Source organism: Nocardia sp. NPDC050710, assembly GCF_040654375.1.
Classification (GTDB): domain Bacteria; phylum Actinomycetota; class Actinomycetes; order Mycobacteriales; family Mycobacteriaceae; genus Nocardia.
In genome coordinates, this window is record NZ_JBFAHV010000001.1 from 564,241 (window position 1) to 581,149 (window position 16,909).

A 16,909-nucleotide genomic window follows, 5' to 3' on the forward strand; every position below is an offset into this window, starting at 1 on the left:
TATCCCTGTACGCCGCTGCCGGCGATCAGGCGTTGACTCGACCGAGGTAGCTGCCGTCGCGCGAGTCGATGCGCAGCTTGTCACCGGTGTTGATGAACAGCGGGACCTGCACTTCGGCACCGGTCTCCAGGGTGGCGGGCTTGGTGCCGCCGGTGGAGCGGTCACCCTGCAGGCCGATATCGGTGTGCTGGACCACGAGCTCGATCGAGACCGGAAGTTCGACGAACAGCGGCGCACCCTCGTGCACGGCGACCTGGACGGCCATATTCTCCAGCAGGAAGCGAGCACCCTCACCGATGGTGGCCTCCGGGATGGAGATCTGGTCGAAGGTCTCGCCGTCCATGAAGATGTAGTCGGTGCCGTCGTGGTACAGGTAGGTCATATCGCGACGATCGACGGTGGCGGTCTCCACCTTGACACCGGCGTTGAAGGTCTTGTCTACGACCTTGCCGGACACGACGTTCTTCAGCTTGGTCCGCACGAAGGCGGGGCCCTTACCCGGCTTGACGTGCTGGAATTCGACGATCTGCTGGAGCTGACCGTCGATCTTCAGCACGAGGCCGTTCTTGAAGTCGCTGGTGTCCGCCACTGTCTCGGATCTCCTAGTTCGTAAAACAACATTGTCTCGGGCAACCGGCGTCACTCGACGACGGTCAGGTCTTTGCTGGTGTGAGTGAGCAGCTCCGGGCCCCCTTCGCGCACCACGAGCGTGTCCTCGATCCGGACCCCGCCGCGGCCGGGAAAGTACACACCTGGTTCGACGGTCACCGCCACACCAGACAGAAGTGTACCGGTTCCGGTTTTGGCGATTCCGGGCGCTTCGTGGATCTGCAATCCGACCCCGTGCCCGAGGCCGTGCACGAACAAATTGCCATGCCCGGCCGCCTCGATCACCGAACGCGCCGCGGCATCCACGTCGGAAATCTTGACGCCGGGGTGCAGCGCCTTGCGTCCGGCCCGCTGCGACTCCTCGACCAGGGCGTACACCTCGCGCTGCCAATCGGTCGGTGCGCCGAGTACCAGGGTGCGGGTCATATCGGAGTGATAGCCGCCGATCACGGCACCGAAATCGAGCTTGACGAAGTCGCCCGCCGCGAGCACCGCTTCGGTGGGTCGATGGTGCGGAATGGCGGAATTCGCGCCGGTCGCCACAATGGTCTCGAATGCGATCGCCTCCGCGCCGTGCTCGAACATCGCCCATTCCAGATCCCGGGCCACCTGCCGCTCGGTGCGACCGGGACGGAGCCCGCCGCGTTCGAGCAGGGTGGCCAACCCGGCATCGCCCGCCGCGCAGGCGGCCCGCAGCTGCTCGATCTCATAGGCGTCCTTGACCGTGCGCAGCTGCTCGACCAGGCCGGGAGCGGCGACGAACTCCAGGCCTGTGCCCTGCTCGACGAAGCCGCGATGCTGGTCGACGGTGACGACGTGGCTCTCGTAACCGATCCGGCCCAGCTGCCATTCCCCCGCCAGCGCCACGATCCGACGGGCGGTGGCCCGTGCGATTTCGGACCGCAGATCCGGCACTTGCTCGGCGACTTGGCTGCGGTAACGGCCGTCGGTGCCGATCACGGTGCGCTCCTCCGCATTCCGCATATCCCAGGAATGGACGAGCAGCGTGGCATTGGACCCGGTGAATCCGGTCAGATACCTGATGTTCACCAGGTCGGTGACCAGCAGCGCGTCGACCTCGTTCTCCACCAGCAGACTCCGCAACGCACCTCGGCGCGCCGCGTAGTCGGGCCCACGGCCCGCGTGATCAGCAGACATGTGTTCAAACTACTCCCCCGCGTCCCCGGATCTGGACGCCAGATTCATATGCCACGCAGGTGACATCGGCATCGGGGGCAAGGGCTGTGGGCACGCCTCGGCCCTACCGACGAGTTACCCGGCGCTCACGAAATCCGTTGTTGCGACACGTTGGATGTTCACATGCGTGGAACTTATGCACATTTCGCGTTCCACGGGTGGAACACCGGGCGGGACCGGCGAGGCTGGATGGCATGTCCCTCATAGCGTTTGCGGTGCTCACGATGTGGTGTGCGGCGCTCGGCTGGTTCGATCTACACCAGCGGCGGCTACCGAACGCACTCACCGGAACCGGCGCGGCCGGTGTTTTCGGATACGCGCTGTTCACAACACAATTCACAACAGCGGCACTGGGTGCGATGCTGCTGGCTACGCCGTACCTACTCGTCCACATCGCCGCACCGGCGGCGCTGGGCGCGGGTGATGTGAAGCTGGCCGCCGGACTCGGAGCGGCGTCCGCGCTGGGTGGCGCGCAGGCGTGGGTCTGCGCGGCGCTCGCGGCGCCGGTGCTGACGGCGCTGGCCGGGGCGGCACTGCTGGCCGCCCGCCGGACCGATCACACCGTGCCGCATGGTCCGGCGATGTGCCTGGCGACCCTGCTCGCCCTGGTCGCGCTGCCGCCGTGACGATTCGCCCGCCGATTAGGGGTTGCGGCCGCGCCGGTGACCGGCGATGAGGAAGTGGGCAGGCAGATGCGGCGGCGTGCCCTTGATCACCACCGACCGGATGCGGGCGCATGGGCCCCGACATGGAAGGATATAGAACGTGCTGCGCTGGATTACTGCTGGAGAATCTCACGGTCCCGCTCTCGTCACCATCCTCGAGGGGATGATCGCGGGTGTCGAGGTGACGTCCGACGATATCTCCGCACAACTGGCCCGCCGCCGACTCGGATACGGGCGCGGCGCCCGGATGAAGTTCGAGGCCGACAAGGTCACCATGGTCGGCGGCGTCCGACACGGCCGCACCATGGGCGGACCGGTCGCGATCGAGATCGCCAACTCCGAGTGGCCGAAGTGGACCGCGGTCATGTCGGCCGACCCGGTGGATCCCGACGAACTCGCCGATATGGCCCGGAACGCGCCACTTACGCGGCCCCGCCCCGGGCATGCCGACTACTCCGGCATGCTCAAGTACAACTTCGACGACGCCCGCAATGTGCTGGAGCGGGCCAGCGCGCGTGAGACCGCGGCCCGGGTGGCCGCCGGTACGGTGGCGCGCAACTTCCTGCGCCAGGCGTTCGGCGTCGAGGTGGTCTCGCACGTCGTCTCCATCGGCGCGGCCGCGAACACCACCGGCGTCACCCCGACCGGGGCGGATCTGGCCGCCATCGATGAGAGCCCGGTGCGCGCATTCGACAAGGACGCCGAGGCGGCCATGATCGCCGAGATCGAGGCGGCCAAGAAGGACGGCGACACCCTGGGCGGCGTCGTCGAGGTGATCGTGGAAGGCCTGCCGGTCGGGCTCGGCTCGTTCATCAGCGGTGCGGACCGTCTCGATTCGCGACTGGCCGCCGCCCTCATGGGCATTCAGGCGATCAAGGGTGTCGAGGTAGGCGACGGTTTCGAAACCGCGCGCCGTCGCGGCAGCAAGGCGCATGACGAGATGAAGCCGGGTCCGGACGGCGTACTGCGCTCCACCAACCGCGCGGGCGGCCTGGAAGGCGGCATGACCAACGGCGAGCCGTTGCGGGTGCGCGCCGCGATGAAGCCGATATCCACGGTCCCGCGCGCGCTCGCGACCGTGGATATGACCACCGGCGAAGAAGCCGTCGCGATCCACCAGCGCTCCGACGTATGCGCGGTGCCCGCGGCGGGCGTGGTCGCCGAGGCGATGGTCGCGCTGGTGGTCGCGCAGGCGGCGCTGGAGAAGTTCGGCGGCGATTCGCTGACCGAGACCGTCGACAACATCCACAGCTACATCAAGCGCGTCAGCTCCCGTCCACACGTGCCCGCGGACAGTCGGTCGCAATGATCGTCCAGACCGACCCGCGCGCGCCGCGCGTGGTGCTGGTCGGACCGCCCGGAGCAGGGAAATCGACGATCGGCCGCAAGCTCGCCCGGGAACTCGGGGTCGAGCTGTACGACACCGACGCGGGCATCGAACGTGAGACCGGGCGAAGCATCCCCGAAATCTTCGCCACCGATGGTGAGCCCGAATTCCGCAAAATCGAGGAGCGGGTGGTACGCCGCGCCATCCTCGCCGAACGCGGGGTGGTGTCGCTCGGAGGCGGCGCGGTGCTGTCCAAGGACACCAGGGCGTTACTGCGCAACCGCACCGTGGTCTACCTGGAGATCAGTGTCGCCGAGGGACTGCGGCGCACCGGTGCGAGCAATCAGCGCCCCCTACTCAACGGCGCCGACCCCGGCGCCAAGTATCGCGAGCTGATGCGCAAGCGCCGCCCGCTCTACCGCGAGGTGGCGACCGTCCGGGTGCGTACCGACGGCCGCAGCCCGGGCCGGGTGGTGCGGATGATCCTGGCGAAACTGGGCATGGAACCCGTCGCACCGAGCGCGGAGCCCGAACCGGATACGACCGCCCAGAACCCGACACCATCGGGCAGCAACCGATCGCGGGCCCGCCGCCGCGCCCGAGCCCGCGCCGCGGCCCGCCGCAGGGCCGCATCCGCCGAACAGACCGGCGAGCAGTCCGAGCGCACGGACGACGCGACGTCCGGCGGACGTCCGCGACGCGCTCGTGGTCGTCGCCGCCCAGAGAACGCGCCCGCGGTGTCCGCCGCCGATTCGGGCCCCGGCGCGGCCACCGGCGCACGATCCGATGGCGCCGCGACCAGCCTGTCCGACGGCGGTACTCCCGCCGGGCGATCCTGGCTTTCCCGCCGATCCGGCGGTGACGCCACCCCTTCCGAGAACTCGGGCGGCCGTCCACGGCGGGCGCGCCGCGCGGCGGGAGCACCGAGCGGCACCTCGAGCGCCGAGGCCGCCGAGGCCCCGCCTGCCACCGCTCGTCAGTGGCTGCCCCGCCGCAGTCCCACCGCATCGCCCGACGGCGATACGACCGGCTCGCGTTCCGACTCGAATGACAACCGCACGGCGGAGTCCGGCGACCGATCATCGTCCAGCGGCCGGGCCCGCCGGGCGCGCGCCCGGCGAGGCAGGGCCCACGCGGCAGAACAGCCGGCGCGCACCGAATCGGAGCAGCGCTCGTGACAACGATGTGGCATCCGAGCGGGATTCGAGCGGCGAACCCGTGCACACCGCAGCAATTGGCACCAAGAGAATCGGAGCATCCGTGACAGAGCCGAGTCGTATCCAGGTCAAGACCGCCGACCCGTACCCGGTGATCATCGGGCGCGGGTTGCTCGGGGAGCTCGTCGAGTCGGTGACGGGCGCGACCAAGGGTGTGCGGACGGTCGCGATCTTCCATCAGCCACCGCTCACGGAGACCGCCGAAGTGGTGCGAAAGGCACTGGCGGACACCGGGATCGACGCGCACCGGGTGGAGATCCCGGATGCGGAGTCCGGTAAGGATCTGGCCGTCGCCGGATTCTGCTGGGAGGTGCTCGGCCGTATCGGGCTGACCCGCAACGACGTCGTGGTGAGCCTCGGCGGCGGCGCGGCCACCGACCTAGCCGGATTCGTCGCGGCCACCTGGATGCGCGGCGTGCAGATCGTGCATGTGCCCACCACCCTGCTGGCCATGGTCGACGCGGCCGTCGGCGGCAAGACCGGCATCAATACCGAGGCGGGTAAGAACCTGGTCGGCAGCTTCCACGAACCGGCGGCGGTATTGGTCGACCTGGCGACCCTGGAGACGGTGCCGCGCAATGAGATCGTCGCGGGTATGGCCGAGATCATCAAGGCCGGCTTCATCGCCGACCCCGTCATCCTGGAACTGGTGGAGCGCGACCCCGAGGCCGCCCTCGACCCGACCGGCGAGGTGCTCCCGGAGCTGATTCGCCGCGCCATCCAGGTCAAAGCCGATGTTGTCGCCGCCGATCTCAAGGAGTCCAGCCTCCGCGAGATCCTCAACTACGGCCACACCCTGGGTCACGCCATCGAGCGCCGCGAGCGCTACCGCTGGCGCCACGGCGCGGCCGTCTCCGTCGGCCTGGTCTTCGCGGCCGAACTCGGCCGCCTCGCCGGTCGCCTCGACGACGCCACCGCCGACCGCCACCGGACCGTCCTGGCCTCCGTCGGTCTGCCTACCTCCTACGACGCCGACGCGCTGCCGCAGCTGCTGGATGCCATGCAGACCGATAAGAAGACCCGCTCCGGCGTGCTGCGATTCGTCGTCCTGGACGGACTCGCCAAGCCGGGCCGCCTCGAGGGGCCGGACCCCACCCTGCTGGCCGCCGCATACTCCGCCATCGCCCGCGAGGACAGCCCCAGCGGCGGCGCGATCCTGCTGTAGTGGCAGGTGGGCGCCGAGACCGACCGTGTCGGACCCACCCGCGTCCGTGAGCACGACAACGGCGCACTTCCCATGGGAAGTGCGCCGTTGTCGTTCGGTCAGACCGGGGTGGAGATGGGGTTCCCGGCGCGCGGCGGTGTCGCCGACTTGTCCGCCTGGCGACCGACCAGCATGCGGCCGATGCCCACGCCGATGAGGGCGGGAACGAAGATCACCAGAACGATGAACGAGGCGCCGGCGGTGGCTTCGAAGAGCAGGCCGTTGTCGCCGAGATCGAATTTGGGGAAGAAGTCCAGCACCCATGCGGCCACTCCGCTGCCGACACCGCCCGCGACCCCGGCCTTCAACCACCGGATGGTCAGATCGGAGCCGCGCTCGGGATCGGGGTGGGCGATCCGGTCCCTGCGACCGTCCAGCACGCCCCAGAAGAGGATGACGGCGAGCAGCACGACCATGCACAAGAGCCGCATCCATGACCCCTGCGTCGGCCAGTTCACCATCGCGAACCCGAGCACGGCGCGCAGCCCGACGACCAGCGCGCCGAGCGCGACGGCCCGCAATACCCAAGCATTCATGGGGACCACCTTAACGCCCGATTCCCCGGATCCGAACTAGAACCGGTATCAGAAATCGCGCCTCCGCCGCAGAACCACACCGCACCACCGGTTCACGGTCGGCCGAAGTACCGGTTGCTCTCGCCTAGCTCTCCAGCGCCGCGGCCATTTCCGCGCGCGGCGCCGGGCGGCCGGTGAACTGCTCCACCTGGCCGTATGCCTGGTTCAACAGCATTTGCAGGCCGCTGACCACGGTATGTCCCGCGCGGGCGACGGCCTCCGCGAGCGGTGTCGGCCATGGGTTGTAGATGGCGTCGAGTACCACGGGCGCGGCCGCCACCGCATCGGCGACCACGGCCCCGGCCTCCGCGGGAATCGTGCTGACCACCGCACCCGCGCCGACGCAGACCGTGCGGACCGCGTCCGGGTCGAAACCGATGACCGCGACAGTCATATCGAGCTGTTCGGCCAATTCCACCGCGCCGCGCGCCCTCGCGGCATCGCGCGCGATGATCGTCACGGCGTCGGCGCCCAACTCCGACAGCGCCAGCAGCGCCGGACGAGCGGTGCCACCGGCACCGAGCACGACGGCCCGGTCGAGCGTCGTGACCCCGCCGCCGCGCAACGCACCGAGCACCCCGTCGACATCGGTGCAGTCGGCCCGCCACCCGTCGGCGGTGCGAATCAGCGTGTTGGCGGAACCCACCAGAACGGCGCGTTCGGTGCGCTCACTCGCGTACGCCAGTGCCGCCTCCTTGCCGGGCATGGTCACCGATAGTCCGATCCACTCCGGCCCGAGCCCGCTGACCAGGCCGGGCAACTGCTCGGCCGAGCATTCGATGCGCTCGTAGGTCCAGGGCAACCCCAGCGCGCGATATGCCGCGAGGTGCAGTTGCGGGGAGCGTGAGTGCGCGATGGGCTTACCGAGCACCGCGGCCTTGCGGACGCCCTCGCTCACCGCCGCCGCGCCGCCGCGCTCACCGCCCACTGTCGAGAATCCCACTCTGCCTGGCCTTTTCGATATTGCGCAGGTGTTCGGAGTAGCTCTCGGTGAACAGTGTGGTGCCCTTCAGATCGATCGTCACGAAGTACAGCCACGGCCCCGGCTCGGGATTCTCCATGGCGCGCAACGCGTTCAGCGATGGTGCGGAGATCGGGTTGGCGGGCAGCCCCGCCATGGCGTAGGTGTTCCACGGGGTGCGCCTGGCGCGGTCCGCGTCGGTGGTCGCGACCTCGGTTTGGTCCAGCGCGTAGTTGACGGTCGAGTCGAACTCCAGCGGCTGGCCCTCCTCCAGTCGGTTCACAATCACCCGCGCCACCTTCGGCATATCCTGCGGCAGAGCTTCCCGCTCGACCAGGGATGCCGCGATCAGCGTCTGATAGGGCGAGAGTTTCGTCTCGGCGCCGGACTGGAGCAGCCCGGTCGACTGGTAGCTCTCGGCGCTCGCGGTGATCAGCTGGTTCAGGATCTGCTGCGGTGTTCCGCTGGGGTCGAAGTCCAAGGTGCCCGCGGCGATCAGCCCCTCCAACTGCCTGCTGCGGTCCGGGGCGGAACGCACCGACTGCTCGGCCCAGCTGGGCACGCCGAGCGCCACCAGATCGGGGCTCGCGCCCGCGGCGTCCAACTGCTCGTAGGTCACGCACTTCTTCTCGGGGCCGGTGCCGATACAGCTGGCGGCGGCGATCTTGGTGTAGATCCCCTCTTTGCGCGCACCGGTGTTCACGTCGTGCTGGTCGTGCAACTGGCGCCCCTCCGAGACGACCAGGTTGCCGACCCGCGAATCCTTACCGAGCAATGCGGTCACCGCCTGCGCGGCCGGGAGCTTACTCGGGATCGCGTAGAAACCGGGCTGCACCGAACTCATATTCGTATTCCGCACGGCCGCTTCGAAAAACGCGCCGCTGCTGGCGACGACATCTTTGTCGACCATGCTCGAGGCGATCTGCTTGGCGGTGTCACCGGGGTGCACCTGTACCACCACCAGCGGTCCGGCCGGTCCCGCGTAATCCTCGTGCCCGGCCATCGACCTGGCGAATTTCATCACCGCGAAACCAGCCGCACCGACGAACATCACCACGAACACCGCGGTGATGACCCACAGATAGCGGCGCCGCCGCTTACGCTCGACCGCCTTGCGCGCGGCCGCCCGGGAACGCTTACGACGCGAGCCGCCGCGTTGCGATGGGCCGCCCCGGCGCGACGCCGGACCGCCCGCGCCCGCCTTACGGGGTCGCGAACCCCGGGGGCGGGGCGGCGGGGCAGGCTCCGGTTCGTAGTTCTCGGCAAGGTCGTCATCGTCGTCGTACAACGGCTGGTCGTCGTACAACGGCTCTTCGTCGGTATACCGCGGGATGACGTTGGTGTCGTCCTCGTAGTCATCCCAATCGTCCTGCTCGGACCCGCCCGCCGCCCGCCCGCGCTGGTCCCGGCCGTCCCGCCCGCCCCAGGCTCGGTCGTCTCGCCGATAACGCCGATCAGCCTCGCGCTGTCGGTAGCGTTCCTCGGCCCGCGCCCATCGATCCGTCATGCATCGTCCCCGGACGACGCGTCACGCACCGACGCCTCTTCGACCGACCTCAACACCGCACTCCGTTCGTCCAACCATCCTTGCAGGATCGACACGGCCGCCGCCTGATCGATTACCTGCCGCTGGCCACGCGCGCGAACTCCACTGTCCCGCAATGCACGTGCAGCTGACACCGTAGTCAAACGTTCGTCGGAAAGCCTGATCGGCACGGGGGCAATTATTCGCTGCAAACGTTCGGCGAACGCGATGGCGAGCCCGGCCGCGGTCCCCTTCTCCCCGCGCAACGTGCGTGGCAAGCCGACAATGACCTCGACTGCCTCGTACTCCCGCACAATTTCGGCAATTCTGGCGATATCCGCGGAAGGACCACCTCCGCGCGAACTCTTGGCGCGCGGCACGGTCTCCACCGGCGTGGCGAGGATGCCGTCGGGGTCGCTGGACGCCACCCCGATCCGGACGCTGCCGACATCGATAGCGATGCGCCGACCCCGTCCTGGATCGGTCGCCGCATCGGGCCGGTCCGCACCGCGCGGCCGGCCCGTCGATTCGGGATTCTCGGGGTCTCCCATCACCCGGCCAGTTCGGCCACCCGCGCGCGGACCGCCGCTAGGCCGGCCGCGATACCCGAGGGATCGGATCCGGCGCCCTGCGCCATCTCCGGCTTGCCGCCGCCGCGGCCCGCGATGCTCGGACCGAAGCTGCCGACCAGATCGCCCGCCTTGATACCGAGGTCCTGTGCGCTCTTGTTCACCGTGACCACGAACGGCACCTTGCCGTCCGCATTCCCGAGCAGCACCACCACGGCGGGTTCGCTGCCGAACCGGCCACGGATATCGGTGGCCAGGGTGCGCAGATCACCGGTCTGGACACCCTCCGGCGCGGCGACGGCGACCAGCAGCACCGAGCCGATCCGCACGGCCTCGTCGACGAATTTGCCCGCCGAGGAGAGCACCGCGGCCATCTTGGTGCGCTCGAGCTCCTTCTCGGCCACCTTCAGCCGCTCCACCAGCTGTTCGACGCGCGCGGGCACCTCCTCGGAGGGCACCTTCAGCGAGGAGGCGACACCGGCCAGCAGTGCCCGCTCCTTGGCGAGGTACTGATACGAATCCAGGCCGACGAAGGCCTCCACACGCCGGATGCCGGAACCGACCGACGCCTCGCCGAGCACCGTGATCGGGCCGATCTGCGAGGAGTGCTGCACATGCGTACCACCGCACAGCTCCATCGAGAACGGGCCGCCGATCTCTACCACGCGGACCTCGTCGCCGTAGTTCTCGCCGAACAGCGCCAGTGCGCCCATCTGCTTGGCCTTCGGCAGATCGGTGACGAAGGTGTTCACCGGGAAGTCCGCGCCGACGGCGTCATTGGAGACGGCCTCGATATCGGCCTTCTGCTGCTCGGACAGCTGGCCCTGCCAGTTGAAGTCGAAACGCAGGTAGCCGGGCTTGTTCAGCGAACCCGCCTGTACCGCGTTCGGCCCGAGCACCTGGCGCAGCGCCGCGTGCACCATATGAGTGCCGGAGTGGCCCTGGGTGGCGCCGCGCCGCCAGGCCGGATCCGACTGGGCGAGCACCACGTCGCCCTCGGTGATCTGGCCCTGTTCGACCGTGGTCTTGTGCACCCACAGCTTCTTGGCGATCTTCTGCACGTCGTTGACGCGCAGCTTCACCCCGGCGGCGGTGATGGAACCGCGGTCGGCGATCTGGCCGCCGGACTCGGCGTACAGCGGGCTTCGATCCAGGATGACCTCGACATCCTGACCCGCGGTCGCGACCGGGACGCGGACTCCGTCCGAGATGAGGGCCAGCACGTGGGCTTCGGAGGTGAGCTCGTCGAAGCCGGTGAATTCGGTGGCGCCGCGGTCGACCAGTTCCTTGTAGACGGTCAGGTCGGCATGCCCGTGCTTGCGAGCCTGCGCATCTTCCTTGGCCATCCGCCGCTGCTCGGCCATGAGCGAGCGGAAGCCCTCTTCGTCCACGGAAAGCCCGGCCTCGGCGGCCATTTCGAGGGTCAGCTCGATCGGGAAGCCGTAGGTGTCGTGCAGCTTGAAGGCATCCGTTCCCGGAATCGTCTTGCCGCCCTTGATCTGCACCTCGTCGACCGCGTCGGCGAACAGCTTGGAGCCGGTGTTCAGCGTCTTGAGGAACGCGGCCTCCTCGCCCACCGCGACATTCTCGATGCGCGCGAAATCGGTGGCCAGCTCCGGATACGAGGGAGCCATCAGATCGCTGACGACCTTCATGAACTCGCCGATCACCGGCTTCTCCGCGCCGAGCAGGCGGGCCGAGCGCACGATGCGGCGCAGCAGGCGGCGCAGCACGTAGCCGCGACCGTCGTTACCCGGGTTGACGCCGTCGGCGATCAGCATGGCCGAGGTACGCGCGTGGTCCGCGATCACCCGGAAGCGGCGGTCGTCCTCGTGCTCGACACCGTAGGACCGGCCGGTCAGTTCCTCGGCCTTATCGATGATCGGGCGCAGCAGATCGGTCTCGTAGACGTTGTCCACACCCTGGAGCAGCAGCGCGACCCGCTCGACGCCCATTCCGGTGTCGATATTCTTCTTCGGCAACGATCCGATCGGCGGATGGCCCAGCTTCGGGCTCAGCTCGCCGCGGATGTCCTGCATGAAGACCAGGTTCCAGATCTCGAGGTAGCGATCCTCGTCCACGACCGGACCGCCGTCCTTGCCGTATTCGGGGCCACGGTCGTAGTAGATCTCCGAACACGGACCGCCCGGGCCGGGCACGCCCATATCCCAGTAGTTGTCCTTGCCGTCGCGGAACTGGATCCGCTCCTCGGGAATCCCGGCGACCCGGTGCCAGATCTCGGCGGCCTCCGGATCGGATTCGTACGCGGTCACCCAGATCCGCTCCGGATCGAAGCCGTAGCCGCCGTCCTCCTGCGACTTGGTGATCAGCTCCCAGGCGAGGGTGATGGCCCCCTCCTTGAAGTAGTCACCGAAGGAGAAGTTGCCCGCCATCTGGAAGAAGGTGTTGTGCCGAGTGGTGACGCCGACCTCTTCGATATCGCCGGTCCGGACGCATTTCTGCACACTCGTCGCCCGCGGGAAGGGCGCTGCCTCCTGGCCCAGGAAGTACGGCTTGAACTGAACCATGCCCGCATTGACGAACAGCAGGGTCGGGTCGGCCAGGATCAGCGAGGCGCTGGGTACCTCGGTGTGGCCGGCACGGACGAAATGGTCCAGGAATCGCCGTCGGATCTCGTGGGTCTGCACAAATATCCAGCCTACCGGTGCCGCGCACGTGGTTTTTCATCGACCGGGGTGCACGCGCCACCGGCCGGGATGCCTAGGCCCACCAGCCCCCGGCCGGGTCCGCGGCGGGTTCCCAACGGGGTGCGCGGTGCACGGGGAAGACCTGCCCCCGACCAAGGCGCCGCGGACGCGCGCCGGTGTCGTCGGCGATCCCGCGGCCGGTCATCTGCCGCGGACGATCCGGCGCAATTTCTGGACGCGGGGGCCGATTTCGCGTTCGTTGCCGTGGTCGGTCGGGGTGTAGTAGTCGCGTCCGACGAGTTCGTCGGGTGGATACTGCTGCGCCAGCACTCCATCGGGGTCGTCGTGCGGATACTTGTAGCCCTGGGCGTTACCGAGGGCGGCGGCGCCCGCGTAATGACCGTCTCGCAGATGCGGCGGGACCAGCCCCGCCCTACCCGCGGAGATGTCGGCCATGGCGGCGCTGAGCGCGGCGGGCACGGCGCCGGATTTCGGGGCGGTGGCGAGGTGGATCGTCGCGTGCGTCAGCGTCAGTTGCGCCTCGGGCATGCCGATGAGTTGCACGACGTGGGCGGCGGCGACGGCGGTCTGCAGTGCGGTCGGGTCGGCCATGCCGATGTCCTCGCTGGCCGAGATCACCAGGCGGCGCGCGATGAAGCGGGGGTCCTCCCCCGCGCTGATCATGCGGGCCAGATAGTGCAGGGCCGCATCCACGTCCGAGCCGCGAATGGATTTGATGAAGGCACTGACCACGTCGTAGTGCTGGTCGCCGGAACGGTCGTAGCGGACGGCGGCCTTGTCCACGCTGGCCTCGACGAGGTCCACGTCGACGGTGCCGTCGAGCGAGGATTCCGCCGACGCCTCCAGCGCGGTCAGCGCGCGTCGCGCGTCGCCACCCGCGATCCGCACGATGTGGTCCAGCGCGGCGTCGGTCACCTTGTATTCGCCGCAGTAGCCGCGCGGGTCATCGATGGCGCGCTGGAGCACCTGCCGGATATCGCCGTCGGTCAGCGACTGCAACTGCAACACCAATGAGCGCGACAGCAGCGGCGACACCACCGAGAACGACGGATTCTCGGTGGTCGCGCCGACCAGCAACACGATCCGGTTCTCCACCGCCGCCAGCAACGCGTCCTGCTGGGTTTTGGAGAACCGGTGCACCTCGTCGATGAACAGCACGGTCTGCTCGCCGACCGTCAGCCGCCGGCGCGCCAGGTCGATGACCGCGCGCACCTCCTTCACCCCGGCCGACAGCGCGGAGAGCGCCTCGAAACGACGGCCGGTGGCCTGCGAAATCAGCGAGGCGAGGGTGGTCTTGCCGGTGCCGGGCGGCCCGTACAACAGGACCGAGGCCGCACCCGATCCCTCGACCAGTCGCCGCAGCGGCGACCCGGGCCCGAGCAGATGCCGCTGTCCGACCACCTCGTCCAGCGAGGCGGGGCGCATACGCACCGCGAGCGGCACGAATTCCCCCGTTCCCCGAAAGTCCACGCCGCCCCGCGCATCCACCCCTTCCGCCGCCTGACCGGGCACGTCGAACAGCCCATCACTCATGATTGCGACCGTACCGTCCGGGTCCGACACTCCAATCGCAGGCGCGTCGCGAGATGAATTGTCGGCGTTCGATTTGCCTGCCGCCCGTGGATCGGCTGTGATCAATACCTGTGGCTGAAAACGTGGTCGTTTCACATTCCGGGCAGGTCGGACCGTTCGCACGACGTACTCTCCTCAAGGGTGGTGCGGCCGCCGCGGCCACCGCCACCGCGCTGCTGACCACCGGTACGGCGCGGGCCGCATCCCCGGTGTTCCGGCACGGCATCGCCTCCGGTGATCCGCTGCCCACCGGCGTGATCCTCTGGACCCGCGTCACCCCCGCCGACGACGCCACCCCTGGTTCGGGTGTCGGCGCACCGACCGAAGTGCGCTGGGAGATCGCCGCCGACGAGGGGTTCGGCGCCGTCGCGGCGTCCGGAAGTGTCACGACCACCGCGGATTCCGACCACACCGTCAAGATCGACGTCGCCGGACTCGCACCGAACGGCGTGTACTACTACCGCTTCACCGCGCTCGGCGAGACCTCGCCGGTCGGTCGCACCCGCACCGCGCCCGCATTCTCGGACTCCCCCGACCGCCTGCGCTTCGGCGTGGTGTCCTGCGCGAACTGGGAGGCGGGCTATTTCGCCGCCTACCGCCACCTGGCCGCGCGTAGCGATCTCGACGCCGTCATCCACCTCGGCGACTACCTCTACGAGTACGGCCGCGGCCAATACGGCGGCCGCACCGGCACGGTCCGCCCGCACGATCCCGCCAACGAGATCGTGACGCTGGCCGACTACCGGATCCGCCACGCGCAGTACAAGACCGACCCGGATCTGACCGCGCTGCACGCCCTGCTGCCGTTCATCTGCACCTGGGACGATCACGAATCCGCCGACAACTCCTGGTCCGGCGGCTCCAGCAAGCACAACCCGGCGGTGAGCGGCGACTGGCAGGACCGCCGAGCCGCCTCCGCCCGCGCCTACCTGGAATGGATGCCGGTGCGCGCCACAGGCTCCGGCGGCGAAGTGCAGATCTATCGCAGGCTGCGCTTCGGCACCCTCGCCGAACTCTCCATGCTCGATCTGCGCAGCTACCGCGACCGGGAGGTCAAGGCGGTCACCGGCTGGCGCGAGGTCGACAATCCGGCCCGCACCATCACCGGTCAGGCCCAAATGGACTGGCTCACCGCCGGATTGGCGTCCGCGCCGGTGCGATGGAAACTGGTCGGCAACTCGGTGATGATCGCGCCGCTGGTCTTCCCGCCGCTGGAGCCCGCCACCACGGCCGCATTCACCAGCGTCATGGGACTGCCGCAGGCGGGTATCCCGGCCAACGCCGACCAGTGGGACGGCTACACCGCCGACCGGGTGCGGCTGTTCAGCGTCCTCGCGGACCGACAGATCGGCGACGTGGTCTTCCTGACCGGCGATATCCACTCTTCCTGGGCCGCCGACCTGCCGATCGACGCCGCGAACTATCCGGGCGGCCCGACCGTCGGCGCGGAGTTCGTGGTCCCGTCGGTCACCTCGGCCAGCATCGGCGAACTGCTGAAGGCCCCACCGCGTACGGTGGCGGTGCCGATCGAGGAGTCGATCAAGGGCGTCAACCATCATCTGCGCTACGTCGAACTGGAATCGCACGGCTACGGCGTCCTCGACGTGACCGCCGATCAGACCCAGATGGACTGGTTCTACCTGGCGAATATCGAGGATCCGAATACCGGTGTGCGCCATGGCGCTTCGTTCGCCGTTCGCTCCGGCGGACGGGTGGAGCCGCGCCCGGCCCCGGTCCTCTGACAACACGCCTCGATAAGGGAATAGCAGCGGCCGGTTCGTGCTTGGATGTCGGCATGACGAGTGCTGACTTACTGGTCGACGCCTTCGGCCGGATCCGGGAGAACGTGCACGGCGCGATCGATGGTCTCACGCAGGCCGAACTGGCGACCCGCCTCGACCCGGACGCCAACTCCATCGCCTGGCTCGTCTGGCATCTGACCCGCGTGCAGGACGATCACATCGCGGATGTGGCGGGAATCGATCAGGTCTGGACCGCGGCGGGCTGGGCGAAACGCTTCGACCTGCCCTTCCCCGAGGCGGCGCACGGATACGGGCACGGGTCCGCGGAGGTCGCGGAACTCGGTGACGTTCCGGCCGAGCTGCTGCTCGGCTACTTCGACGCGGTGCACGACCAGTCGGTCGCCTATGTCTCCGGGCTCACCGATGCCGACCTGCCCCGGATCGTCGACACCCGATGGGATCCGCCCGTCACCCTCGGCGTGCGGCTGATCAGCGTCATCGACGATGATATGCAGCATTCCGGGCAGGCCGCGTTCATCCGCGGCGTGCTGCTGCGGCGCCGCTGAGCGCCGCGCCGGATTGCGGCAAGCGCCGACCGGCCTCCTCGATTTCGGGGCAGAATTTTCCCCACGGGTTGTCGATTTCCGTCGGTCCCGTTCGTCGGAACGAGTACGGCGACCCGATGGACGGGTTCCGGAACCGAAGGAGCGAGACGATGAGCCAATATCTGGTGCTGATCTACGAGGACGAGTCCTCCTACGCGGCCGCGTCCGAGCAGGAAATGGGCGAGGTCTATCAGGCGCATGTGACCTTCCAGGAGATCGCGGGCGACGCGTTGGCGGGTGGCAACGCACTCCAGCCGACCGGCACGGCCACCTCGATCCGCGCGAGCGGCGACGGCGATTTCACCGTGACCGACGGTCCGTTCGCCGAGGCCAAGGAGGCGCTGGGCGGCTACTACCTGCTGGAGGCGCCCGATCTGGATGCCGCGATCGCGCTGGCCAAGCAGGTGCCCGCGAAGTTCGGCGGCGTCGAGGTGCGGCCGATCATGGTGTTCGAATAATTCGATGGCCGACT

14 protein-coding genes and 1 pseudogene are annotated in these 16,909 nt (G+C 68.7%); 7 read left to right on the plus strand and 8 right to left on the minus strand.

From position 1 onward, the window contains the following. Positions 1-25: 25 nt before the first annotated feature. Together efp and AB0H61_RS02595 are read right to left on the minus strand one after the other, a co-directional pair. On the minus strand, positions 26-589 hold the full coding sequence (efp, locus tag AB0H61_RS02590) for an elongation factor P (protein ID WP_357298298.1): 564 nt from the start codon (positions 587-589) through the stop codon (positions 26-28). 50 nt (positions 590-639) lie between these two features. Continuing rightward, entirely contained in the window at positions 640-1,767 is a 1,128-nt protein-coding gene (locus AB0H61_RS02595; RefSeq protein ID WP_357298300.1) for a Xaa-Pro peptidase family protein, read from the minus strand. Positions 1,768-2,000: 233 nt separating this feature from the next. On the opposite strand from AB0H61_RS02595, the gene AB0H61_RS02600 reads away from it, so the two are divergent. The 4 genes and pseudogenes from AB0H61_RS02600 (at position 2,001) to aroB (ending at position 6,180) form a co-directional block, all read left to right on the plus strand. Then, positions 2,001-2,432: a prepilin peptidase gene (locus AB0H61_RS02600; protein ID WP_357298303.1), complete on the plus strand. Its 432-nt coding sequence runs from the start codon at positions 2,001-2,003 to the stop codon at positions 2,430-2,432. A 139-nt stretch (positions 2,433-2,571) separates the two neighbouring features. Next, positions 2,572-3,780, plus strand: a complete 1,209-nt coding sequence (gene aroC, locus AB0H61_RS02605; protein WP_357298305.1) for a chorismate synthase — start codon at positions 2,572-2,574, stop codon at positions 3,778-3,780. Further along, positions 3,777-4,445: pseudogene (locus tag AB0H61_RS02610) on the plus strand (shikimate kinase); the annotation flags it as partial. The gene aroC and the pseudogene AB0H61_RS02610, both read left to right, overlap by 4 nt. A 613-nt stretch (positions 4,446-5,058) precedes the next feature. Further along, the gene (aroB, locus tag AB0H61_RS02615; RefSeq protein ID WP_357298308.1) at positions 5,059-6,180 is read left to right on the plus strand and encodes a 3-dehydroquinate synthase; all 1,122 of its coding nucleotides are present in this window, start codon (positions 5,059-5,061) and stop codon (positions 6,178-6,180) included. Positions 6,181-6,278: 98 nt separating this feature from the next. On the opposite strand, the gene AB0H61_RS02620 is transcribed toward aroB, so the two are convergent. The 6 genes from AB0H61_RS02620 to AB0H61_RS02645 all read right to left on the minus strand — a co-directional run bounded on the left by AB0H61_RS02620 (position 6,279) and on the right by AB0H61_RS02645 (position 14,051). Further along, entirely contained in the window at positions 6,279-6,755 is a 477-nt protein-coding gene (locus AB0H61_RS02620; protein WP_357298310.1) for a B-4DMT family transporter, read from the minus strand. Positions 6,756-6,879: 124 nt separating this feature from the next. Beyond that, positions 6,880-7,737 carry a shikimate dehydrogenase gene (locus tag AB0H61_RS02625; RefSeq protein ID WP_357298313.1) on the minus strand — a complete coding sequence of 286 codons (858 nt, stop codon included), beginning with the start codon at positions 7,735-7,737 and terminating at the stop codon, positions 6,880-6,882. Continuing rightward, a complete protein-coding gene (locus AB0H61_RS02630; RefSeq protein WP_357298315.1) occupies positions 7,712-9,262 on the minus strand; it encodes an endolytic transglycosylase MltG in 1,551 nt (516 codons plus the stop codon). Before AB0H61_RS02630 ends, AB0H61_RS02625 begins: the two co-directional genes overlap by 26 nt. Further along, positions 9,259-9,831 carry a Holliday junction resolvase RuvX gene (gene ruvX / locus AB0H61_RS02635; protein WP_357298318.1) on the minus strand — a complete coding sequence of 191 codons (573 nt, stop codon included), beginning with the start codon at positions 9,829-9,831 and terminating at the stop codon, positions 9,259-9,261. Before ruvX ends, AB0H61_RS02630 begins: the two co-directional genes overlap by 4 nt. Further along, the gene (gene alaS / locus AB0H61_RS02640) at positions 9,831-12,497 is read right to left on the minus strand and encodes an alanine--tRNA ligase (protein ID WP_357298320.1); all 2,667 of its coding nucleotides are present in this window, start codon (positions 12,495-12,497) and stop codon (positions 9,831-9,833) included. The genes ruvX and alaS overlap by 1 nt, the downstream gene beginning before the upstream one ends. A 201-nt stretch (positions 12,498-12,698) precedes the next feature. Next, the gene (locus tag AB0H61_RS02645) at positions 12,699-14,051 is read right to left on the minus strand and encodes a replication-associated recombination protein A (RefSeq protein WP_357298321.1); all 1,353 of its coding nucleotides are present in this window, start codon (positions 14,049-14,051) and stop codon (positions 12,699-12,701) included. A 212-nt stretch (positions 14,052-14,263) separates the two neighbouring features. Here AB0H61_RS02645 and AB0H61_RS02650 point away from each other — a divergent pair, with 212 nt between their 5' ends. The 3 genes from AB0H61_RS02650 (at position 14,264) to AB0H61_RS02660 (ending at position 16,895) form a co-directional block, all read left to right on the plus strand. Beyond that, a complete protein-coding gene (locus AB0H61_RS02650) occupies positions 14,264-15,832 on the plus strand; it encodes an alkaline phosphatase D family protein (protein WP_357299822.1) in 1,569 nt (522 codons plus the stop codon). A gap of 53 nt (positions 15,833-15,885) precedes the next feature. Further along, on the plus strand, positions 15,886-16,398 hold the full coding sequence (locus tag AB0H61_RS02655) for a DUF664 domain-containing protein (RefSeq protein ID WP_357298323.1): 513 nt from the start codon (positions 15,886-15,888) through the stop codon (positions 16,396-16,398). Positions 16,399-16,547: 149 nt separating this feature from the next. Further along, the gene (locus AB0H61_RS02660) at positions 16,548-16,895 is read left to right on the plus strand and encodes a YciI family protein (RefSeq protein WP_357298325.1); all 348 of its coding nucleotides are present in this window, start codon (positions 16,548-16,550) and stop codon (positions 16,893-16,895) included. Positions 16,896-16,909: the final 14 nt, after the last annotated feature.